The organism is Sphingomonas sp., assembly GCF_039595165.1.
GTDB lineage: Bacteria > Pseudomonadota > Alphaproteobacteria > Sphingomonadales > Sphingomonadaceae > Sphingomonas.
On sequence record NZ_JBCNMA010000026.1, the window covers coordinates 18,350 to 38,798 of the forward strand.

Here is a 20,449-nt window from a genome sequence, read left to right on the forward strand (position 1 = left end):
AGCAGGGGCGATCACGCGTTTCAACGGGCGTGCGCGCGCACTCATCGTGGCGCCGTTCATGCTATATTTGAATCGGGCGCGTATCCTGCCTATGTGAAAGGTGGAAACGAGGTGTCCCAAGTGTATCTGGTCATATTGTTCGCAGCGATCGCGGCCTTTCTGGCGCTGAGGCTCTATTCGGTGCTGGGCAAGCGCACCGGGCATGAGCAGCAGCCGCTGCCGCGCGCCGCCGACGAGCGCGTCGGGACGCCGCCGATGCCGCGCACGATCGACATGCCGGCCGAGGTCCGCGACGCCGGTCCGCGCGCGGTCGACGCGGGCGCCGAGGGCGGGCTGCGCGCGCTGGTCGCGGCGGACCCGAGCTTCGATGTCGGCCAGTTCGTCGAAGGCGCCAAATCGGCCTACAAGATGATCCTCGAGGCGTTCTGGAAGGGCGACCGCGACACGCTGGGCTGGCTGGTCGAGGATGAGGTGCGCGACAGCTTCGTCGCCGCGATCGACGCGCGCGAGGCTGCGGGCGAGACGCTCGACAACCGCCTGATCTCGATCGAGCGCGCGGCGATCGCCGAGATCGCGATCGAAGGCCGCACGGCGCGCATCACGATGCGCTTCGACGCCGATATCGCTGCGGTGACGCGCGACAAGGACGGCAATGTCATCGCCGGCTCGCTGACCGATGCGGTCGAGACGCACGATGTGTGGACGTTCAGCCGCGATCTGCGCAGCGACGATCCCAACTGGAAGCTGAGCGACACCGACGAAGCTTAAGGGGTAGAGATGCGCGCTTGGGGGGTAGCGGCGCTGGCCGTGATGGTTAGTGGCTGCGTGCCGTTGTCCTCGGGGCCGGAGCCGGTGCGTTCCGCACCGCCGCCGCGTTCCTCGGTTCCCGTCCGCCAGCCCACCGCCGCGACGCCGCTCGCGCCGCGCCCGGCGCCCGCCGCGTCCACGACGACCGCGACGGCCGCCGCGGCCGGGCTACTGGCCGGGCCCGACATCGCCAGCCTCCCGCTGACCTCCGCCGGCGCCACGCGTGCACTCGAGGCATTCCGGATCAGCTGCCCGAGCCTGGTCAAGCGTAGCGACACGAGCGGCCTGACCCGCGCCGAGGACTGGCGTGCGGCGTGCGATGCGGCGCGGACCACGCAGGCGAATGGCGCCGCAGCATTCTTCGCGCGGCATTTCGAGGCGGTGCAGATCGCCGACGGCAAGGCCTTCGCCACCGGCTATTACGAGCCCGAAATCGCCGGGTCGCGCACGCGCCGGGCAGGCTACGAGACGCCGATCTATGGCCGTCCGGCCGACCTGATCGACGTCGACCTCGGGACCTTCTCGGACAATCTCAAGGGTCGCTCGATCCGCGGGCGAGTCGATGGCACCAAGTTCGTGCCCTATCACGACCGCACCGCGATCGAGCAGGGCGCGCTCGCCGGGCGTGGGCTCGAGATCGCCTGGGCGGCGGACCCGGTCGAGCTGTTCTTCCTGCAGATCCAGGGCTCCGGACGGCTGCGGCTGCCCGATGGCGGGGTGATGCGGATCGGCTATGCCAGCCAGAACGGGCGCGACTATACCGGGATCGGCAAGCTGATGCTCGACCGCGGCATTCTGCCCAAAGGGCAGGCGTCGATGCAGGGAATCATGGGCTATCTCCACGCCAATCCCGAGCAGGGGCGCGCGATCATGCGCGAGAATAAGAGCTATGTCTTCTTCCGCGAGCTGACCGGGCCGGGCCCGCTCGGTGCGATGGGGCTGCCGGTGACCGGGCGCGGCAGCGTCGCCGCCGATCCCAAGTTCGTGCCGATGGGCGCGCCGGTGTTCCTGTCGATGGACCGTCAGGACGCGACCGGTATTTGGGTCGCCCAGGACACGGGCGGCGCAATCAAGGGCGCCAACCGCTTCGACACCTTCTGGGGCGCGGGCGACGAGGCGCGCGCGATCGCCGGCGGCATGGCGGCGCGCGGCACCGCATGGCTGCTGCTTCCCAAGGGAACGCTCGCGCGCCACGGCGCGGACTAGATATGACGAGGCCGCCACGCGTGATGACGCCCGAGGAGCGGGCGCTGTGGGCGCGCGTGATCGCGACGGTCACGCCGATCCAGCGAGTGCCCGTTCCCGCCAGCGCGCCGGCGCCGAAGCCTCGGCCGCCCGCCCCTGCGCAGGCCGTGCCTCAAGACCGCGTGAAGGGCAGGGTGCCGCCCGCTCCGGCACCCAAGCCCAAGCCCGTCCCGCCCGCGGCCGCCACGCTCGACGCGGGCTGGGACCGCCGCCTGTCGCGCGGGTTGATCTCGCCCGAGAGCTCGATCGACTTGCACGGCCATACGCTGGCCACGGCGCATGCCCGGCTGGATTACGGGTTGGAGATGGCGATCGCGCGCCAGGACCGCGTGCTGCTGCTGATCACCGGCAAGCCGCCGCGTCCCGAATCGGAGCGGCCCCACGCGCGGGGCGCGATTCGCGCGGCGATCGGCGACTGGCTGGCCGCGTCCCGCCACGCCGACCGCATCGCGGCGGTGAGAAATGCGCATCCGCGTCACGGGGGTGCAGGCGCGCTCTACATCGTTCTGAAGCGGCAACGATCGTTCAACACGTAAAATTCTTAACCAGTTCGGACCTATACCGAGCCGCATGCCGCATCCGCGGAAACCATGGGGGACCACGCAACCGCGATGAACGGGTTTTCGCTCAAGAGTCGCGCGATCGTCTTTGCGATCTGCGCCGGAGCGTTCGTGTTCATCCTGGCGCTCGCGGCGACATCGGGCGGAAGCTTCGAGATCGAGCATGCCGGCAGCGCGCTGATGGCGGCGATCATCTGCGCGGCGATGTGCTGGGCCTATGCCGAGCGGACCATCGCCTCCACCGCCGAGGCGATCGATGCGGCGATCGTGCGGCTGTCGAGCGCGGCCAATGGCGACCTCGAAAGCGAAATCCCGCGCGAAGTGGGCGAATGCGTGCCGCCGCTGGCTACCGCGATGGAGAGTCTGTTCCGTCAGCTTCACTCGAACCTGGAGAGCGTGCAGCGGCTGGCGCTGTTCGATCCCGTCACGGCGTTGCCCAACCGAATCCATTTCCGGCGCAGCTGCGAACGCGTGCTGACCGAGCTGCCGCCCGAGACGATGGCGGCACTGTTCTTCATCGACCTCGACCGCTTCAAGGCCGTCAACGACACGCTCGGCCATGCGATCGGCGACCAGCTGCTCGGCATGGTCGCCAATCGGTTGCGCGCTGTCGCCGATCGCTTCGCGGTCGAGGACGAGATGCGCCAGCCGCTGATCGGCCGGCTGTCGGGCGACGAGTTCACGATCTTCTTCCCGGCGATCTCGAATATCCGCGACGCCGACCGGATCGGGCGCGGCATCCTGTTCGCGCTGTCCGAGCCGTTCGACCTCGCCGACCAGGAAGTGAGCATCGGCGCCTCGGTCGGGATCGCGATGCGGCCCGAGCATGGCACGACGCTGACCGACCTGATGCGCGCCGCCGACGCCGCCATGTACCACGCCAAGGCGCAGGGCCGCGGGCGCGCCGAGCATTTCAGCGAGCGCCTCGCGGCCGAGATCGCCGAGCGCGCGCAACTCGAGACCGACCTGCGCGGTGCGGTGGAGCGCGACCAGTTCACCTTGGTCTATCAGCCGCAGATCAGCGCCGCCGATGGGCGCATCGTCGGGGCCGAGGCCTTGCTGCGCTGGGAGCATCCCGAGCGCGGCCTGTGCCTGCCGGGCAGCTTCATCGGGCGCGCCGAGGAGACCGGGCTGATCGTCGAGATCGGAGAATGGGTGGTCGAGAGCGTCGCCAACACGATCGCGCGTTGGGGCAAGCTCGGTGTCGAGCAGCGAATGGCGGTCAACATCAGCCCGCGCCAGCTCGACCATGCGACCTTCTTCCGCCGCTTGCGCGAGGCGATGCAGGCCGCCAGTGCGCCGGCGCGGCTGCTCGAGCTTGAGATCACCGAGACGCTGGCGATGCACTGCTCGCGCGAGGTGATCGACGCGATCGCCGCGCTGCGCGCCGACGGCGCGAGCATCGCGATCGACGATTTCGGCACCGGCTATTCGAACCTCGCACGGCTGCGCGACCTGCCGCTCGACCGGGTCAAGCTCGACCGCAGCCTGGTCGAGAATGTCGCGACCAACAGCGAGGCGCGGACGATCGCGCAGGCGGTGATCGGGCTGATCCACGGCCTGGGCTGCGAAGTCGTCGCCGAGGGGATCGAGACCCAGGCGCAGCTCGACGTGCTGCGCGTGATCGGCTGCGACGTGCTGCAGGGCTATGTCATCGCCCAGCCGATGGTCGAGGAAGCGTTCATCCTGTGGGCGCAGCGCGCGCCGCAGCTCGAGAGCGTGCGGATCGCCGGTTAGGCGAACACGCGCAACAGCAGGTTTACGTAGATCGCGGTCAGCTTGTGCAGGTCGTCGAGCGCGACCGCCTCATCGAGCTTGTGCATCGTCGCGTTGAGCAGGCCGAACTCGACCACCGGGCAGATCCGCGACAGGAAGCGCGCGTCCGAGGTGCCGCCGCTGGTCGACAGCTCCGGACGGATGCCGGTCTCGGCCTCGATCGCGTCGCCGATCAGCGTCGAAAACGCGCCCGGCTCGGTCAGGAATGCCTCGCCATAGACGCGGCCGCGAACGTGCGCGGCGGGAGCGTGCGCGTGGACGATGCGCTCGATCCGCTCGACCAGGTCGGGGCCGCGATGCAGATCGTTGAAGCGGATCGAGAGACGTGCCGAGGCCTTGCCCGGGATGACGTTGGTCGCGGGATTGCCGACTTCGAGGTCGATCACCTCGATGTTCGAAGGCTGGAACCAGTCGGTACCCTCGTCGAGCACGATCGCGTCGATCTCGGCGAGCGCTCGGACGAGGCGCGCGATCGGGTTGTCGGCGAGATGCGGGTAGGCGACATGGCCCTGGCGCCCCGGCACCTCGATATCGATCACGGTCGAGCCGCGGCGGCCGATCTTGATCGTGTCGCCGAGGCGATGGGCAGAGGTCGGCTCGCCGACGAGGCAGAGGTCGGGACGGATGCCGGCCTCGGCCATGCGCTCCATCAGCGCGAGCGTGCCGTAGGTCGCCGGACCTTCCTCGTCGCCAGTGATGATCAGGCTGACCGTGCCGGAGGCGGGGAGATTGGCCACAGCCGCGGCGAAGGCGGCGATCGAGCCCTTCATGTCGACCGCGCCGCGGCCGTAGAGCAGGCCGCCACGGACCTCGGGCGCGAAGGCATCGGAGGCCCAGCCATTGCCCGGAGGGACCACATCGAGATGCCCGGCAAAGGCGAAATGCGGTCCCGGCCCGGCGATGCGCACCGCGAGCAGGTTCTCGACCGGGCCATCGGGCGCTTCGCCCGCCACGAAGCGGTCGATCGCGAAGCCGAGCGGGAGCAGCGCAGCTTCGAGCACATCGAACACCGCGCCGCGCGCCGGGGTGATGCTCTCCGCGGCGATCAGGGCCTTGGTCAGTTCGACGACGTCGGGCAAGATTGTCTCCGCTATCTCTGGAGGCTCCATTGCCCAAGCTCGACCTCGATACAATCCCGCAGACCAATGCGACCGGCTATCCGGATCCCTTTGACCAGGCCGTTCAAGGCCGCTGGTATCGTCGGCTGGCGCCAGTCGGCGGTCTGAGCAAGATGGGCGTCAGCCACGTCACCCTCAAACCCGGCGCCTGGTCGTCGCAGCGCCACTGGCATGCGATCGAGGACGAGTTCGTGGTGATGCTGGCGGGCGAGGCGGTTCTGATCGACGATTCGGGCGAAACGATCATGCGTCCTGGCGATTGCGCAGTCTTTCCGGCGGGAGACCGGAACGGCCACCATTTGCAGAATCGTTCGGACGCGGATTGCGTGTTCATCGCGGTGAGCGCTGGCGACCGCGCGGCCGACCATGGCGAATATCCTGACATCGACATGTGCTTCACGCCCGAGGGCTATCAACACAAGGACGGCTCGCCTTATCCGACCAAGCGCCTGAAGTGATCAGCCGACCGGCGCCTGCTCGAACTGCTCGAGCACCCATTCCTCTTCCTGCGCGGCGGCGATCCAGTCCTGCATGAAGGGGTGTTGGAGCACCGCGGTCATATAGGCCGGGGCGAAGCGCGCGACCGGGAGTGAATAGGTGACGAAGCGGGTCACGACCGGCGCGAACATCACGTCGGCGGCGCCGAATTGGCCGAACAGGAACTCGCCGTCGCCGCCGTAGCGCGCGCGCGCCTGGGCCCATAGCTCCATGATGCGCTGGATGTCCTGCATCACGTCGTCGTCGGGAGTCTTGGGCGGATAGACCTGGCGGATGTTCATGCTGTGCTTGCGGCGCAGCGCCGCGAAGCCCGAATGCATCTCCGCAGCCATCGACCGCGCCATCGCGCGCGCGGCGGTATCGGCGGGCCAGAATTTGTCGCCGCCCGACTTCTCGTTGAGATATTCGACGATGGCGAGGCTGTCCCATACCACCGCGTCGTCGTCCCACAGGATCGGCACCTTGCCCGAGGACGGCGCGAACTCGTCGCCCTCGCGGCGCTTGTCCCAGTCCTCGTCATAGAGCGGCACCACCACTTCCTCGAACGGAAGGCCCGACAGCTTGCAGGCGAGCCAGCCGCGCATGGACCAGGACGAATAGGCCTTGTTGCCGATGATGAGCTTGAGCATGGGCGCGGGATAGCGGCGCGGCGGAGCGGGGGCAACCGTCGACGAATCGCTTGCGGGACAACGCGATCGGCGACACGATCCGGCGTCTCGGGGGAGAGGTAAATGTCGCGCATTTTCGTGTTGGCTGTCGCATCGCTTGCGCTTGTCGGGGCCGCGTCGCCGCAAGCCGCCGCACCGGCAGCGCGGGCACCGCTGGCGACCGAGGCGTTCGCCGAGGTCCCCCAGGTCGAGGACCCGGATATCTCCCCCGACGGGAAGCGGGTCGCGGGCAAGGTCGCGGTCGACGGCAAGCAACTCTTCGCGGTCCTCACGCTTGGCGCGGCCGGGCCGCCCAAATTGCTCAACCCCGGCAAGGCCGACCTCAACTCGTGGAGCTGGGTCAATGACGAATGGCTGGTCGTCGGCATCGGCCAGGAAGTGCCGGTGGCGGGCGACACCTGGTACGTGACGCGCGCGCTCGGCTATTCGGTGGTCACCGGCAAGGTCATCCAGCTCTCCCGCAACGCAGCGCAGCGCGGCGGCGACATCATCTGGAGCGCGCGTGACGGGTCGGCGCGCGTCATGGTCGCCTACCAGACCTCGATCTACACCAACGACGCCGGCTTCTGGCCGCAAGTGGACGAGGTCGACCTCGCGACCGGCAAGCGGCGCACGATCGTGCCGAGCAAGCCGGGCGTGGCCAGCTGGTATGCCGATGGCGACGGCGTGGTGCGCATGGGAATCGGAATCAGCGAGGACGGCCGCTCGCGCCGCGTCCATTATCGCGATCGCCAAGGCATGACCTTCCGCACGATCGACAAGGCCAAGACGCGCGACGAGCGGCTGACGGTGCCCGCGCTGTTCCTGCGCGACACGAGCAAGGCGCTGATCATCGACGACGACGAGGGCGGCTATTCCGCGCTCTACGAGCTCGATCTCAAGACGCTCGAACGCGGCAAGCAGCTCTTCGCGAGCAAGGGCTACGACATCAGCGGCATCATGACCGACTCGACGGGTTTCGGTTATCTGGGCGTGGCGGTGAACGAGAACCGGCCCGAGATTCGCTGGACCGATCCCGAGATGATCGCGATGCAGGCGACGGTGTCAGGGCTGGTGAAGGGTGCGCAGGCCCGCATCGTCTCGACCAGCCGCGACCGCTCGCGCGCGATCGTGCAGGTCGGCGGCGCCGACGCGCCGGGCGGCTATTATATCTTCGCGCCCGCCGACAAGACGATGGAACCGCTGGGGTTCAACAACCCGACGATCCGGATGAAGCGCATGCATCCGGTGCGCACGATCCGCTACAAGGCGCGCGACGGGCTCGAGATCGCGGCGGTGCTGACGCTGCCGGCCGGACGCAAGGAGAAATTGCCGCTGATCGTAATGCCGCATGGCGGGCCGTTCGCGCGTGACAGCGAGACTTGGGACTGGTGGGCGCAGTTCCTGGCCGATCGCGGCTATGCGGTGATCCAGCCCAATTATCGCGGCTCCTCGGGCTATGGCACCCCGTTCACCGAGAAGGGCGAGGGCCAGTGGGGCCTGGCGATGCAGGACGACCTCGACGATTCGGTGAAGGCGCTGGCCGATCTCGGTATCGCCGATCCGGCGCGGGTGTGCATGGTCGGCGCCTCTTATGGCGGCTATGCCGCGATCCGGGCGGCGCAGCGCGACGGGGAGAAATACCGTTGCGCGGTCTCCTATGCCGGTGTGTCGGACCTCAACCGCATGCTGAAATACCAGGGCAATTTCCTCTATGCCGGCGCGCGCGGCGACTGGCTGCGCAAGCAGGCGCCCGATCTCAAGAACGTATCGCCGCTCAACTTCCCCGGCGATTTCTCGATTCCCCTGCTGCTGATGCATGGCGACGAGGACCGGGTGGTGCCGCCGGTGCAGTCGAAAGTGCTGGCGCAGAAGCTCAAGTCGGCGGGGAAGGACGTGACCTATATCGTCCAGCCCAAGGCCGACCACCATTTCAGCCGGACCGAGGACCGGCTGGAGTTCCTGAAGACGCTGGAGGCGTTCCTCAAGCAACACAATCCGGCCTGAGCCGTTGCGTCGCCGCCGTCGGGGCGGATAGGGCAGCGGCGGGGACCGGCTGGAGCAAAGAGAGACAAATGAAGCGGCGCATCTTGCTGGCCCCGGCGCTGCTGCTTGCCGCCGGGGCGTGCAGCGGCGGCACGCGGACCGATCCGCCCGTGATGAACCCGACGCCGACACCCACGCCCCCGCCGACCGTGGCGATCCGCGGCGAGGCGCGGATGCTGAGCGGAACGGCGCCGGCCAGCCTCCTGCATCGCGCCGCGCGGGTGCGCGCGGTCTACGGCTTCGGTATCGATGGCCGGCGGATCGACTATGCCGCGACCGACTATGTCGCGACCGAGACCGGGATCGCGCGGACGCCGGGCTCGCGAGTCCCGGACTATGGTACCTACAACTATGTCCGCTCGGTCGGGGACAGGTTCGACTTCGTCGCCGATCCGCGCAATCCGCCGCTGACGATCAACCACGCGGTCTATGTCGATTACGACGGGCTGACCAGCGACCGGCAGGTGCGCGCCGTTGCGCCCGCTGCGGCGAACGGCAAGGTGCTGTGCCTGGGCGACAGCATCGCCGCCGGGGCGCACACTATCGCGCAATTCTATGCCAGCAATGATTCGCAGAGCTGGTGCGGGCTGATCCGCAAGTTCCTGGGGCCAAGCTCGACCGTCGAGAACGTCTCGGTGCCGGGCGCGGTGGTCGGCGGTGCGCTCGGCCAGCTCGACGACCTGGTCGCGCGTCGCGCCGACACGGTCGTGATCGCCTATGGGATGAATGACCACACGAGCGGCGGAGCGGACGCGGCGCAGTTCCGGGCCGACCTCGACACCGTCGTGGGCCGCCTCAAGGCCGAGGGGGCGCGCGTGATCCTGGTGGGCTTCTTCCAGCGCAACTCGCTTTACGCGCTGGAGGATCCCGCGCGTACCGCCGCCTTCAACGACGCGATCAGGCTGGTCGCGCAGGGGCGCGGGGTGGCGTTCGTGGATGTCCAGGCGGCTTTCCTCAAGGCGGCCCCCACCGGGGCGCCGGTGTTCACACACCTCACCGCGGATTTCCTCCACCACCCGAACGTCTATGGGCAGCGCATCTATTTTTCGCTGATCGTGCCGCACCTCCTGAAGCGCGACATGTGGGCGAGCGAGATCGAGGACTACGTCCTGGCCGACTGGTAGGCGGTCAGACGCTGACCGCTTCGAGCACCGCGGCGCGCAGCTCGGCGATGCCGTCGCTCTTCTCGCTCGATGTGGCGAGGATGTCGGGATGCGCGGCGGGGCGCTTGCGCGCTTCGGCGATCGTGCGCTCCGTGACTTCGGCGAGCTCGAACGGCTTGATCTTGTCGGCCTTGGTCAGGACGATGCGATAGCTCACCGCCGCGGCGTCGAGCATGTCGAGGATCTCGCGGTCGACTTCCTTGATGCCGTGGCGGCTGTCGATCAGCACCAGCACGCGCTTGAGCACATGGCGCCCGCGCAGGAAATCGTTGACCAGGAAGCGCCACTTCCTGACCACCTCCTTGGGCGCCTTGGCGAAGCCGTAGCCGGGCATGTCGACGAGGCGGAACTTCAGCGGATCGCCGATGTCGAAGAAGTTGAGCTCCTGCGTGCGCCCCGGGGTATTCGAGGTGCGCGCGAGGCCGTTGCGGCCGGTCAGCGCGTTGAGCAGGGACGACTTGCCGACGTTCGACCGCCCCGCGAACGCCACTTCCGGCACGGTCGGATCGGGCAGGAAGTTGAGCGCGGGGGCGGATTTCAGGAAGGCAACCGGGCCGGCGAAGGTCTTCCGCGCGGCCTCGATCGCTTCGGGTTCGAAATTCGTCACTTCTTCGCGGGCTTCCCGTTGCCGCCGCTGACGACCGCGGGCACCGGCTCCTTGAGCGAGGGGTGGCGCATGTAGAGCAGCTTCTGCTGTGCGATGGTGAGCAGGTTCGAAGTGATCCAGTAGAGCTGGAGACCCGCCGCGAACGGCGCCATCACGAACATCAGCACCCACGGCATGATCGCGAAGACCTGCTTCTGCGTCTCGTCCATTGGCGCCGGGTTGAGCTTGAACTGCGCCCACATCGAAATGCCGAGCAGGATCGGCAGCACGCCGATCGCGAGGAATGCCGGCGGGTTGAAGTCGAGCAGCCCGAACAGGTTGAGCACGTGCAGCGGATCGGGCGCGGAGAGGTCCTTGATCCACAGGATGAAGGGCTGGTGGCGCATCTCGATCGAGAGCATCAGCACCTTGTACAGCGCGTAGAGAATCGGGATCTGCAGCAGGGTGGGGAGGCAGCCCGCGACCGGGTTGACCTTCTCGTCCTTGTACAGCTTCATCATCTCCTGCTGCAGGCGCGGCTTATCGTCCTTGTAGCGCTCCTGCAGCGCCTTCATCTTGGGCTGCACCGCGCGCATCGAGGCCATCGACGCGAACTGGCGCTGCGCGATTGGGAACAGCAGCAGGCGGACGGTGAGCGTCAGCAGGATGATCGCGAGGCCGAAATTGCCGACCATCCGGAACAGCCAGTGGAGGTAATGGAAGATCGGCTTCTCGAACACCTCGAACCAGCCCCAGTCGATCGCCTTGCCGAACTGGCGGATGCCGCCCTGTTCCTCATAGTGATCGAGCAGGTTGATGTCCTTCGCACCCGCGAAGAAGCGCGAGGTCTGGGTGACCATCTGGCCGGGGCCGACCTGGCGCGTGGTGGTGGGCGCGAACTGCGCCTGGGTCGCGGTGCCGGCGGCCGGACGGAACTGCAGCTCGGTCGCCATGCCCTGGTCGGGCACGAGCGCGGTGAGCCAGTAGATGTCGGTATAGCCGATCCAGCCGCCGGTGGCGTTGAAGCGGGTCTGCGCGTCGGGCTTCGCCACCGTGTCGTAGTTGACGTCGTAGTCGACCGCGCCGTTGTACGAGGCGACCGGGCCCGCATGGATCGTCCAGGTGTCGTGGTCCTTGCCCGGGCCGTAGCGGTAGAGATAGCCATAGCCGGCGACGCCGATCGGCTTGTCGCCGAGATTGGCGACGCGCTGGCGGATCGTGAACATGTAGCCGTCATCCACCGAAAGCTCGATGATGAAGCGCTGCGTGCCGTTGGTGGCGGTGAGCTTCACGGGCGTGGCGGGGGTGAGGCGGTTGCCGCTCGCGTGCCACACCGTGTCGGGGCTGGGCGCGTTGATGCCCTCGCCCGACCAGCCGAAGCCGGCGAAATAGGCGTCCTTCGTGCCCGACGGCGAAAGCAGGCGGATCGGATCGCTGTTCGGCGCGATCGTCTCCTTGTGCTTGACCATCACGAGGTCGTCGATGCGCGCGCCCTTGAGGTTGATCGAGCCGCGCACAGTGGGGGTCTCGATCGCGACACGCGGGGTCTCGGCAAGCACAATCTTGCGGTCGCGGACCGCGGCGGGGCTGTCGGCCGCGGGATCGGCGCCAGGGTTCTGAACGACCTCGGTCTTGCCGCCCTTCACCTGAGTCGCGGGGGGATTGGCCGTGGGGAACACGCGTTCCTGGACCATCGGCCACCCGAACAGCAGCAGCGCGGCGAGCACGGCGAAGAGCAGGAAATTCTTCTGGTCGTCTTTCACGTCAGTCCCCGGTTCAGGAAATCAGGGCACGGGATCATAGCCGTGCCCACCCCACGGATGGCAGCGAAGGATGCGCCGACACGCGAGCCATCCGCCCTTGAGCGCGCCATAGCGGGAGAGTGCCTCGATTGCATAGGCCGAACAGCTCGGCGCGTAGCGGCAGCTGGGCGGCAGGATGCGCGACGGGCCGATCTGCCAGCCGCGCGCGATCAGGATGAGGAGGCGGGCGATCATTGCTTGATCTTGCCCAATGCCTTGCTGAGGTCGGATTTGAGCGCGGCGAAATCGCGTTCGATCCCCGAATTGCGGCCGATCAGCACATGGTCGGCGCCGGGCACGCCCTCTGCGGGCAGGATCGCGCGGGCGAGCTCGCGGAAGCGACGCTTCATGCGGTTGCGCACGACGGCGTTACCGACCTTCTTGGAGACGGTGATGCCGATTCGCATCGTCGCGTCGTCGTCGCCGCGCGCACGGACGAGCAGCACGAACCCGGGCGTTGGCGCGCGCTTGCCGGCGTTGGCGGCGAGATAATCCTTGCGCAGCGTCAGCCGCGCGAGGGGGGCGCCTTCCACATCCGCCAGCGAAGCTGGCGACGGGTTCAGGCGCTCAGCTTGTTGCGGCCGCGGGCGCGGCGGGCGCGAATCACCTTGCGGCCGCCCGGAGTCGCCATGCGCGCGCGGAAGCCGTGCCGGCGCGCTCGCACCAGGTTGCTCGGCTGAAAGGTCCGCTTCATCGCTCATTCCCTGAAATCTAGAAACTAAAAGGGCCGCCACAGGGGCGACCTTGTGAGGTGCGCCGTTAGCCAAAGCTTGCCCAGAAGTCAAATGGCGCGAAGTCAATTCGCCGCAACCTCTTTCGCGCGCTGGCGGCGGCGTTTCGCGCTGCCGCGGATCAGGATGCGGTCGATGAAGTCGCCCGCGCGAGGCCATTGCGCCTTCAGGCGAACGAAGCGGCGCCGCGCCCAGCGCGAGTTGCGCAGGATCAGGACGATCCCCGCGGCGGCGAAGAACACCCCGCCCGGGCCCGGCACCACGCCGACCAGCGGGGCGGCGGCGAGCAGGACCAACCCCGTCACCAGCAGGGCGATACGAACCATCGGGTGTGGCTTGCGTCGCATGCAACCGACGTGGGGAGCGTGTATTGCCGATACAAGACGGCGGCGCGATCAACCGTTCCCTGCCGCCGAAAAGCCGCTACAACCAGGCGAACAAATGGGGGGCATATGGTCGCGAGCGTATCCACGGTTGCGTATCTGGGGCTGGAGGCGCGCGCCGTGGAGGTGCAGTGCAACCTCGTCCCCGGTCTGCCCAATTTCGTCGTCGTTGGGCTGCCCGACAAGGCGGTGGCAGAGAGTCGCGAGCGGGTGCGCGCGGCGATGGCGGCGATCGGCCTCGCATTGCCGCCCAAGCGCGTGATCCTCAACCTGTCGCCCGCCGACCTGCCCAAGGAGGGATCGCATTTCGACCTGCCGATCGCGCTGGCGCTGCTCGGCGCGATGGGAGTGGTCGATGCCGAGGCGTTGAGCGAACATGTGTTCGTCGGTGAACTCGGGCTCGACGGGCGCATCGCACCGTCGCCCGGCGTGCTGCTCGCGGCGCTGCACGCGGCGGAGATCGGCAAGGGCCTGGTCTGTCCGGTCGCGCAGGGACCGGAGGCGGCCTGGGCGGGAACCACGGGCGTGATCGCAGCGCCCGACCTGATCGGCCTGATCAATCACTTCAAGGGCCAGCAACTGCTCGGCGCGCCGCCCGCGGGCGAGGCGGAGGAGGCGGCGCACGGCCCCGACCTGCGCCAGGTGAAGGGCCAGGAGACCGCCAAGCGCGCGCTCGAGATCGCGGCGGCGGGCGGGCACAATCTGCTGATGGTGGGGCCGCCGGGCGCAGGCAAGTCGCTGATGGCGAGCTGTCTGCCGGGCATCTTGCCGCCGCTCGACGCGTCGGAGGCGCTCGAGGTGTCGATGGTCGCCAGCGTCGCCGGGACACTGCAGGGCGGGCGGCTGACACGGGCGCGGCCGTTCCGCTCGCCGCACCACTCCGCCTCGATGGCCGCGCTCACCGGCGGCGGGCTCAAGGTCAAGCCCGGCGAAGTGAGCATGGCGCATCTCGGCGTGCTGTTCCTCGACGAGCTGCCTGAGTTCCAGCGTGCGGTGCTCGATTCACTGCGCCAGCCGCTCGAGAGCGGAACGGTCAGCGTCGCGCGCGCCAATGCCCATGTCACCTTTCCGGCGCGCGTGCAGCTGGTCGCGGCGATGAACCCGTGCCGCTGCGGCCATCTCGGCGATCCGGCGCTGGCGTGCGCACGAGCGCCGCGATGTGCCGCGGACTATCAGGCGAAGGTCTCCGGGCCGCTGCTGGATCGCATCGACCTGCATGTCGAGGTGCAGCCGGTGACCGCCGCCGATCTGGTGCTGCCGCCGCCTGCCGAGGGTTCGGCCGAGGTCGGTGCGCGCGTGGCGGCCGCGCGCGCCGTGCAGCGCATGCGCTACCGCGACACCGACGCCCGCACCAATGCCGAGGCCGACGGGCCGGTGCTTGATGCCGCGGCGACACCCGACGAGCCGGGCCGCAAGCTGCTGGCGCAGGCGGCGGAGGCGATGCGCATGTCGGCGCGCGGCTATACGCGTGTGCTGCGGGTCGCGCGGACCATCGCCGATCTGGCCGGCGCGGAGACCGTCGGCCGGATCCATGTCGCCGAGGCGCTGAGCTATCGGCGGCAGGCGCCGCGGAGCTGAGGGGAAGGTGATGCGCTGGGTTCTGACGCCCTATCGACGCTATTTCGACTTTACCGGTCGCTCGATCCGCACCGAGTTCTGGACATTCCTGCCGCTCTGGCTGGCTGTGCTGTGGTCGCTCCGCACGGTCGACAGCCAACTGCTCCTAATGGACAACGGCCCGCTGCGCGGCGTGTTCATTTTCGTCACCCTGGTTCCCGCCCTCGCGGTCACGGTGCGGCGGCTGCATGACGCCAACCGGACCGGCTGGTGGGTGTTGCTACCCTTCACGGCCATTTTTCTCGCCCTGATCGCGATCCCTCTCGGCGCCGAGACGCACGACGTGATGTCGCTCGCGATCGGGGTCTCGGTATTCCTCGGACCCCTTGCACTTCTCGTCCTGCTTGCGTGGAAGGGGACTCGCGGGCCGAACCGCTTCGGCGCGGACCCGCGCAACCCCGACGCCGATCTCGAGGCCGTGTTCAGCTAGTCGCGCCGCGATTCCGCCGCGACGGGGGTCGGCCGGGCGGGCCGGGCGCGGGACCTGGGCCGCTTGAACCAGAAGGTCCACACCGCGAAGCTGCCGAGCATCGCCAGCACCAGCCCGGTGGAAGCGATGACCAGCTTCCAAAGGATACCGCCGACCTTGCCCGCATGGAGCGGATAGAGCGCGTTGTAGGCGCGGATGCCCGCCGGCATCGCCTGGACGTTGCGGCTGTCGACCAGCGCGCCGTTCTCCGGACGGAACCAGACGAGCGTGCGGCCATTGGGCAGCCATTCAGGCGGCTGGCGCAGCCGCATCAGGATCAGACCGCCGGACTTGCGCGGGAGCGAGACCAGACGGACCTCGGCCCCGGGATATTGCGCGCGCGCCGCCGCGAACATCGCCGCCCAGTCGAGCTGCGCGGCGAGCGGACCGCCCTCGACCTTGGGCGCCTCGAACGGGGCGGTCAGGCCCGTAACCGGCGCGAAGATCGCGGTGGTGATTGGCTTCAGCACCATCAGCATGCCGGTCGTCATCGACAGGAACAGCAGCGGTGCGAAGACCACGCCGATGTCGCGGTGATGGGTGACGATCGCCGGGCGGCTCATCCGCTTGGGGATCAGCCGCAACTTGAAGGTCTTGCGCAGCCGCCACCACAGGATCGCGCCGGTGATGACGAACAGCAGGCCAATCAGCGCCGCGATCCCCGCCACGGTCTCACCGGCATCGCCGAAGAACAGGTGGTGATGGAAGTCGAACAGCCACAGCTCGACCCGGTCCCAGGTGCTGGTCCATTCGGCGACGATCCGGCCCGACTGGTCGGCATAGGCGCCGGCGTCCCCGCCGCGGCTGAGACGGGCGAGGCCGAAGTCGTGCGTCGGGAACAGGATCGACTGCGGCGGACCGCCCGGCGCCGCCATCGCCGCATCGACCTGGGCGGCGAGGCTGGCGATATCCTGGCGCTGCGCATCGCCCGCCCCCGGCAGCCACGCCAGCCACCAGGTCTTGAACGCGAGGATCGCGCCGGTGAGGCCGAGCAGCCCGAGCACCAGTCCGATGATCCCGCCGGTCCAGCGGTGGAGCAGGTCGATCCAGCGCATCATGCCGCTTAGAACCGATAGTCCCAGCCGAGCGTGAAGGTCCGCCCACGGCCGGCGAAGATCGCGAGATTGTCGGTCGGCAGGCGGGTGTCGCTCGAATAGTCGATATATTGCGCGTTGAGCAGATTCTGAACGCTGAGGCGGATGCCGCCAAGCGCACCGGTGTCGTAGCGTACCGTGGCGTCGGTGACGTTGTATCCGCCGAAATTATTGCGTTGGTCGGGCTGCTGCACCTTGTCGGAGTGGAAGGTGCGCGACAGATAGAATTGCGACTGCACCAGTATCGACAGCGGACCGCGATCGAAGCTCGCCATCAGGTTGACACGATCGGGCGAGATGTTGACGCCGTCGAGATCGGTATCGACGATCCCGTCGGGCGCACCACGGGTGGCGTCGCTGTCCGACCTGCCCTTGATGTGCGCATAGCCCAGGCCGAATTTCAGCCCCTCGACCGGCGTCGATACGCGCAGGTTGAGCTCGAGGCCCTCGAGCTCGATACGCAGCCGCTGCACGTCGAACACCCGGTCGATGCCCTGCACCAGCAGCTGGCCCTTGTCGCTCGATGACCAGAAATAAGTGGCGCTGGCATCGATCGGGCCGCGCTTCACCTCGACGCCGATCTCGCGGTTGTTCGAGACGATCGGCTCGATGTCGAGGAAATTGTCGATGTCCACGCCGGGCGTGCCGATCGCGCGGGTGATGCGGCCGACATCCGGGACCGTGTAGCCCTCGGCATAACTCGCATAGGCGCGGATGCCCTCGAGCGGCTCGATGATGACGCCGCCGTTGAGGAGGACATCCTCGAAGGTCGGCTTGCCGCCGGCAACGTCGACTCCGCCATAGGTCGAGTTGCCGCACGGCGTGACCGGCGCCGCTGGCGGGGTGGTGCAGGGGACGAAGGTGGTCGAGGCGATCGAGTGATAGTCGCCGACCTTGATCTGGACATTTTCCCACCGCGCGCCGCCGGCGAGGCGGAGCAGGCCGTCGAACAGCTTGAGGTTGAGCTGGCCGAACGGCGCGAGGCTGCGGAAGTCGGTCGGCGGGACATAGGTGCGGTCGGTCGCGATCAGCCGCTGCTCGGTGCGATCGAACAGCGCGTCGAAGCCGATCGTCGCGATCAGTGCCTCGAAGCCGGGGATCGCGCGCTCGTAGCTCAGCTTCGCGCCGATCTTGCGCGAGCGGTTCTCGGTCTGGTCGAACAGCGTGCCGATCGGGGCGATCGCCGGATCTTGCTGGCTGATCTGCGGGGTGACGTCCGCGCCGAACGTGTCGCGGGTGCGGCTCACGAAGACCTGGCTGACGAAGTTGCCGCCCCACAGGTCGCTGTCGGTGAGCGACAGCGCCGCGCTCTCGGCGAGATTGGCGGCGGGCTTGAGCGGCGGCGTGCCGCGTGTCGTGCTGGTCGGCACGTCGGCGAGCCGGCTGTTCAGCGGGCGGCGGATGCCAGCCACCGGCACGTAGCGGTGATTGCTCTCGATCTCGAAGCGCGAGAGGATCAGGTCGAGCCGGGCGCTGTCCGAGAGCGCATAGCCGAAGCGTCCGAACAGCGAGATCGCCTCCGAATCCATCGTCTCGCCCTGGGTGAGGTTGATCCCCACCGGGCGACCCTCGGCATCATAATAGAGCCCGCGATCCTCATAGGCCGCGCCGACCGAGGCGTCGAACCGTCCCGCCTTGTACTGAACGAGGCCAGCCGCCTTGGCGCCGAAGCCAGCTTCGTCGAAATCGTTGCTCGCGGTGCCCTGCAGCAGCACGCGGCCTGACAGCCCCTCGCGCCTGGGCGCGCCCGCGGTGACCTGGTTGACGATGCCGCCGGTGCCGCCGATCCCCTGCAGCGCGTTCGAGCCGTAGATCACCTCGACCCGGTCGACGAAGAAGCCGTCGATGGTGAAGCCGTCGCGGCTGCCGTCGCGCAGCGGCGTCGACTGGGGGATGCCATTGATCGCGTAGAGTGGCGAGCGGCCGCGCAGTGTCTCGCCCGCGCCCGACAGCTTCTGGCGCGTGGGGGAGAATGACGGAGTGAGGGTCGCGACCGCATCGGTGACCGAGCCGGCGATCGCGATCTGCTGGTCGAGTGTCGTCTTGTCGATCACGTCGATGGTGAGCGGCAGCGCGTTCGCGGGCAGAGCGGTGCGCGCGGCGGTGATGACGACCTGACCCTCGTCCTCCGACTCGGCCGGCATTTCGGTCTCCGCGGCGGCTACCGCTTCCTCGGCATGCGCGGCGACGGGCGCGAGCCAGACCAGCGCGACGAGGGGTAGAGGCGAACGCAGGCGACGGATCATTGGAATCTCCCTTTGCCGCGCCCGCTAACAGTGGTGCCCAGGTAATGCAAACAAGTTGCAATAGCCGCGGCGGGGATCGCGATCAGATTCGCGTTGAACCCGGCGATTCCTGACGATAGCCATTGGATCGTTGGGGGACGTCATGGCCGCATTGATCTGGACCGCGGGAATCGCGGTGCTGCTGGTGAGCGCTTCGAGCCAGCAGGTGGAACCTGCCGCGGCCGGCACGCCGGCGCGCGCGGACGCCGCTGCCGGCGCCGTGCGGATCGCGGCGAGCACGATCGTCGATATCGAGATCACCGAGGCGCTGAGCTCGAAGACCGCGGTTCCGGGTCAGCGCTTCGCGATCCGCCTCGTCCAACCGATCGCTGCGGGAGGTGGCGGAACGCTGTTGCCGGCCGGCGCGCGCGGCGAGGGGGAGATCATCCATGCGCGCAAGGCCGGCTTTGCAGGGAAGGCCGGCGAGTTGATCCTCGCGGCGCGTTTCCTGCGTTGCGGAACGGTGGATGTCCCGCTTGGCCGCTTCAAGTTTGCGGCCGCCGGAGACGATCGCAGCAAATCCGCGGCTGCGGTGAACTCCGCCGCCGCCGGGGCTTCGGTCTTCACGCCGATCGCCGGGGTCGGAACCGTCGTCGCGTTCCTGATCAAGGGCGGGCAGATGGAGGTTCCGGCCGGTGCGCGTGCCACCGCGCAGGTCAAGGCGGATGTCGAGCTTAGTGAGGATGCCGTCGCCGCTTGTGGCGAGGCTGTCATGAAGGAGGGGGAATCATGAAGGTGAAGCAAGTCGCTGCGGCATTGGCCCTGAGTGCCGCGCTGCCGCTGGGCGCCGCGATCGCGATGCCGATTGAGGAGGCGCCGCTGGTGACCAAATCGGGGCCGCTCGGCGCACCCGAAGCGGGCAAGGGGCAAGTCGTGTTCTTCCGCCCCGGCTCGCTCGTCGGCGCCGCGATGGGCTGCACCGTCCGCGAGGGCGAAGCACAGATTGCACGCCTCGGGTCGGGTAAATTCTATGTGGTGCAAGCAACGCCCGGCAAGCACGTCTATCACTATGAGGGCGAGGCCCGCGACGAGATCGCGCTCGAGATCGAGGAAGGGGAAACCTACTTCGTTCGCTGCAATATCGGCATGGGCATTGCAGGCGGGCGCGCCAACCTCTCGCCGTCCGATCGTGCGACCTTTGCCGAACGCGCGAAGAAGTTGAAGATGTGGCAGCCAAAGGGCGGGGCCACAGGCGGCGGCGAGTAAGCCGGGATCCGCATCCACCCAACAAAGAGCCGCCGTCCGGCATCGCGGACGGCGGCTTGTTTCGTGTCAGCGCGGACCGCTGACGAGCGCGATCACTCGCTCTCGTTCAGATAGTCGCCGGCGGCTTCGTCGCTGCCGTCGCCCGAGACTTCGACCTTCTCGAGCGCGTCGCTGGTGACCATCGCGTCGACCGGGTCCTGCGCCAGCTCGGCGGCATGCTCTTCGGCGGCCGAGTTCGGCGCGATCAGCGCTTCCTGCAGCTTGCGCTGCTGAGCGCGGAGCGCGGCGTCGCGGCTGGTCGCCGCGATGCGCATCCGGTTCATGCCCGCGCCGGTGCCGGCGGGGATGAGACGGCCCACGATCACGTTCTCCTTGAGGCCGATCAGCGTGTCCTGCTTGCCCTGGACCGCGGCCTC

General features: G+C 68.2%; 22 protein-coding genes. 11 read left to right on the forward strand and 11 right to left on the reverse strand.

The window, feature by feature from the left end:
• Positions 1-120: 120 nt before the first annotated feature.
• From ABDV68_RS06995 to ABDV68_RS07010, 4 genes are all read left to right on the forward strand, one after another.
• The gene (locus ABDV68_RS06995; RefSeq protein ID WP_343519057.1) at positions 121-768 is read left to right on the forward strand and encodes a Tim44/TimA family putative adaptor protein; all 648 of its coding nucleotides are present in this window, start codon (positions 121-123) and stop codon (positions 766-768) included.
• A gap of 9 nt (positions 769-777) precedes the next feature.
• Positions 778-2,013 (forward strand): murein transglycosylase A, encoded by a 1,236-nt coding sequence (locus ABDV68_RS07000; RefSeq protein ID WP_343519033.1) that lies wholly within the window; start codon positions 778-780, stop codon positions 2,011-2,013.
• 2 nt (positions 2,014-2,015) lie between these two features.
• Positions 2,016-2,588 carry a Smr/MutS family protein gene (locus tag ABDV68_RS07005; protein WP_343519035.1) on the forward strand — a complete coding sequence of 191 codons (573 nt, stop codon included), beginning with the start codon at positions 2,016-2,018 and terminating at the stop codon, positions 2,586-2,588.
• A 75-nt stretch (positions 2,589-2,663) separates the two neighbouring features.
• Positions 2,664-4,349 carry an EAL domain-containing protein gene (locus tag ABDV68_RS07010; RefSeq protein WP_343519037.1) on the forward strand — a complete coding sequence of 562 codons (1,686 nt, stop codon included), beginning with the start codon at positions 2,664-2,666 and terminating at the stop codon, positions 4,347-4,349.
• Here the strand turns inward: ABDV68_RS07010 and dapE are convergent.
• A complete protein-coding gene (gene dapE, locus ABDV68_RS07015; protein WP_343519038.1) occupies positions 4,346-5,497 on the reverse strand; it encodes a succinyl-diaminopimelate desuccinylase in 1,152 nt (383 codons plus the stop codon). The two genes, ABDV68_RS07010 and dapE, sit on opposite strands and share 4 nt — an antisense overlap.
• Here dapE and ABDV68_RS07020 point away from each other — a divergent pair.
• Positions 5,497-5,964 (forward strand): cupin domain-containing protein, encoded by a 468-nt coding sequence (locus tag ABDV68_RS07020; RefSeq protein ID WP_343519039.1) that lies wholly within the window; start codon positions 5,497-5,499, stop codon positions 5,962-5,964. The two genes, dapE and ABDV68_RS07020, sit on opposite strands and share 1 nt — an antisense overlap.
• Here the strand turns inward: ABDV68_RS07020 and ABDV68_RS07025 are convergent, their stop codons facing one another.
• Positions 5,965-6,633, reverse strand: coding sequence for a glutathione S-transferase family protein (locus ABDV68_RS07025; protein WP_343519040.1), 669 nt, complete (start codon positions 6,631-6,633; stop codon positions 5,965-5,967).
• Between the two features lie 102 nt (positions 6,634-6,735).
• Between ABDV68_RS07025 and ABDV68_RS07030 the strand changes: the two genes are divergently transcribed.
• On the forward strand, positions 6,736-8,658 hold the full coding sequence (locus tag ABDV68_RS07030) for a S9 family peptidase (protein ID WP_343519042.1): 1,923 nt from the start codon (positions 6,736-6,738) through the stop codon (positions 8,656-8,658).
• Between the two features lie 68 nt (positions 8,659-8,726).
• A complete protein-coding gene (locus ABDV68_RS07035; protein ID WP_343519043.1) occupies positions 8,727-9,821 on the forward strand; it encodes an SGNH/GDSL hydrolase family protein in 1,095 nt (364 codons plus the stop codon).
• A gap of 4 nt (positions 9,822-9,825) precedes the next feature.
• Here the strand turns inward: ABDV68_RS07035 and yihA are convergent, their stop codons facing one another.
• The 6 genes from yihA to ABDV68_RS07065 form a co-directional block, all read right to left on the reverse strand.
• Complete coding sequence (gene yihA, locus ABDV68_RS07040) at positions 9,826-10,467, reverse strand: ribosome biogenesis GTP-binding protein YihA/YsxC (RefSeq protein WP_343519044.1); 642 nt, start codon at positions 10,465-10,467, stop codon at positions 9,826-9,828.
• Positions 10,464-12,209 carry a membrane protein insertase YidC gene (yidC, locus tag ABDV68_RS07045; RefSeq protein ID WP_343519045.1) on the reverse strand — a complete coding sequence of 582 codons (1,746 nt, stop codon included), beginning with the start codon at positions 12,207-12,209 and terminating at the stop codon, positions 10,464-10,466. The genes yihA and yidC overlap by 4 nt, the downstream gene beginning before the upstream one ends.
• 21 nt (positions 12,210-12,230) lie before the next feature.
• On the reverse strand, positions 12,231-12,443 hold the full coding sequence (gene yidD / locus ABDV68_RS07050) for a membrane protein insertion efficiency factor YidD (RefSeq protein ID WP_343519047.1): 213 nt from the start codon (positions 12,441-12,443) through the stop codon (positions 12,231-12,233).
• Positions 12,440-12,781 (reverse strand): ribonuclease P protein component, encoded by a 342-nt coding sequence (gene rnpA / locus ABDV68_RS07055; protein ID WP_343519048.1) that lies wholly within the window; start codon positions 12,779-12,781, stop codon positions 12,440-12,442. Before rnpA ends, yidD begins: the two co-directional genes overlap by 4 nt.
• Positions 12,782-12,807: 26 nt before the next feature.
• Positions 12,808-12,942: a 50S ribosomal protein L34 gene (gene rpmH, locus ABDV68_RS07060; RefSeq protein ID WP_219239405.1), complete on the reverse strand. Its 135-nt coding sequence runs from the start codon at positions 12,940-12,942 to the stop codon at positions 12,808-12,810.
• A 102-nt stretch (positions 12,943-13,044) separates the two neighbouring features.
• Positions 13,045-13,305 (reverse strand): hypothetical protein, encoded by a 261-nt coding sequence (locus tag ABDV68_RS07065; protein WP_343519049.1) that lies wholly within the window; start codon positions 13,303-13,305, stop codon positions 13,045-13,047.
• Between the two features lie 126 nt (positions 13,306-13,431).
• Here ABDV68_RS07065 and ABDV68_RS07070 point away from each other — a divergent pair, with 126 nt between their 5' ends.
• Positions 13,432-14,940 (forward strand): YifB family Mg chelatase-like AAA ATPase, encoded by a 1,509-nt coding sequence (locus ABDV68_RS07070; RefSeq protein WP_343519050.1) that lies wholly within the window; start codon positions 13,432-13,434, stop codon positions 14,938-14,940.
• A 10-nt stretch (positions 14,941-14,950) separates the two neighbouring features.
• Positions 14,951-15,409 carry a DUF805 domain-containing protein gene (locus tag ABDV68_RS07075; protein WP_343519051.1) on the forward strand — a complete coding sequence of 153 codons (459 nt, stop codon included), beginning with the start codon at positions 14,951-14,953 and terminating at the stop codon, positions 15,407-15,409.
• Here the strand turns inward: ABDV68_RS07075 and ABDV68_RS07080 are convergent.
• Both ABDV68_RS07080 and ABDV68_RS07085 read right to left on the reverse strand, forming a co-directional pair.
• Complete coding sequence (locus ABDV68_RS07080; protein ID WP_343519052.1) at positions 15,406-16,506, reverse strand: PepSY-associated TM helix domain-containing protein; 1,101 nt, start codon at positions 16,504-16,506, stop codon at positions 15,406-15,408. The two genes, ABDV68_RS07075 and ABDV68_RS07080, sit on opposite strands and share 4 nt — an antisense overlap.
• Before the next feature lie 5 nt (positions 16,507-16,511).
• A complete protein-coding gene (locus ABDV68_RS07085; RefSeq protein ID WP_343519058.1) occupies positions 16,512-18,686 on the reverse strand; it encodes a TonB-dependent receptor in 2,175 nt (724 codons plus the stop codon).
• Between the two features lie 244 nt (positions 18,687-18,930).
• On the opposite strand from ABDV68_RS07085, the gene ABDV68_RS07090 reads away from it, so the two are divergent.
• Positions 18,931-19,560, forward strand: coding sequence for a hypothetical protein (locus tag ABDV68_RS07090; protein WP_343519053.1), 630 nt, complete (start codon positions 18,931-18,933; stop codon positions 19,558-19,560).
• Positions 19,557-20,033, forward strand: a complete 477-nt coding sequence (locus ABDV68_RS07095; RefSeq protein WP_343519054.1) for a DUF2846 domain-containing protein — start codon at positions 19,557-19,559, stop codon at positions 20,031-20,033. Before ABDV68_RS07090 ends, ABDV68_RS07095 begins: the two co-directional genes overlap by 4 nt.
• Positions 20,034-20,125: 92 nt before the next feature.
• Here ABDV68_RS07095 and ABDV68_RS07100 read toward each other — a convergent pair.
• The coding region (locus ABDV68_RS07100) for a hypothetical protein (RefSeq protein ID WP_343519056.1) at positions 20,126-20,449 on the reverse strand (324 nt) is incomplete at its 5' end.

Coding starts and splice junctions, on each gene's coding strand:
- ABDV68_RS07035 (WP_343519043.1), top strand. CDS start 8,727: ATGAAGCGGCGCATCTTGCTGGCCCCGGCGCTGCTGCTTGCCGCCGGG.
- ABDV68_RS07080 (WP_343519052.1), bottom strand. CDS start 16,506: ATGATGCGCTGGATCGACCTGCTCCACCGCTGGACCGGCGGGATCATC.
- ABDV68_RS07075 (WP_343519051.1), top strand. CDS start 14,951: ATGCGCTGGGTTCTGACGCCCTATCGACGCTATTTCGACTTTACCGGT.
- ABDV68_RS07090 (WP_343519053.1), top strand. CDS start 18,931: ATGGCCGCATTGATCTGGACCGCGGGAATCGCGGTGCTGCTGGTGAGC.
- ABDV68_RS07085 (WP_343519058.1), bottom strand. CDS start 18,686: ATGCCGGCCGAGTCGGAGGACGAGGGTCAGGTCGTCATCACCGCCGCG.
- ABDV68_RS07005 (WP_343519035.1), top strand. CDS start 2,016: ATGACGAGGCCGCCACGCGTGATGACGCCCGAGGAGCGGGCGCTGTGG.
- ABDV68_RS07000 (WP_343519033.1), top strand. CDS start 778: ATGCGCGCTTGGGGGGTAGCGGCGCTGGCCGTGATGGTTAGTGGCTGC.
- ABDV68_RS07070 (WP_343519050.1), top strand. CDS start 13,432: ATGGTCGCGAGCGTATCCACGGTTGCGTATCTGGGGCTGGAGGCGCGC.
- rpmH (WP_219239405.1), bottom strand. CDS start 12,942: ATGAAGCGGACCTTTCAGCCGAGCAACCTGGTGCGAGCGCGCCGGCAC.
- ABDV68_RS07065 (WP_343519049.1), bottom strand. CDS start 13,305: ATGGTTCGTATCGCCCTGCTGGTGACGGGGTTGGTCCTGCTCGCCGCC.
- ABDV68_RS07025 (WP_343519040.1), bottom strand. CDS start 6,633: ATGCTCAAGCTCATCATCGGCAACAAGGCCTATTCGTCCTGGTCCATG.
- dapE (WP_343519038.1), bottom strand. CDS start 5,497: ATGGAGCCTCCAGAGATAGCGGAGACAATCTTGCCCGACGTCGTCGAA.
- ABDV68_RS07095 (WP_343519054.1), top strand. CDS start 19,557: ATGAAGGTGAAGCAAGTCGCTGCGGCATTGGCCCTGAGTGCCGCGCTG.
- ABDV68_RS07010 (WP_343519037.1), top strand. CDS start 2,664: ATGAACGGGTTTTCGCTCAAGAGTCGCGCGATCGTCTTTGCGATCTGC.
- yidD (WP_343519047.1), bottom strand. CDS start 12,443: ATGATCGCCCGCCTCCTCATCCTGATCGCGCGCGGCTGGCAGATCGGC.
- ABDV68_RS07030 (WP_343519042.1), top strand. CDS start 6,736: ATGTCGCGCATTTTCGTGTTGGCTGTCGCATCGCTTGCGCTTGTCGGG.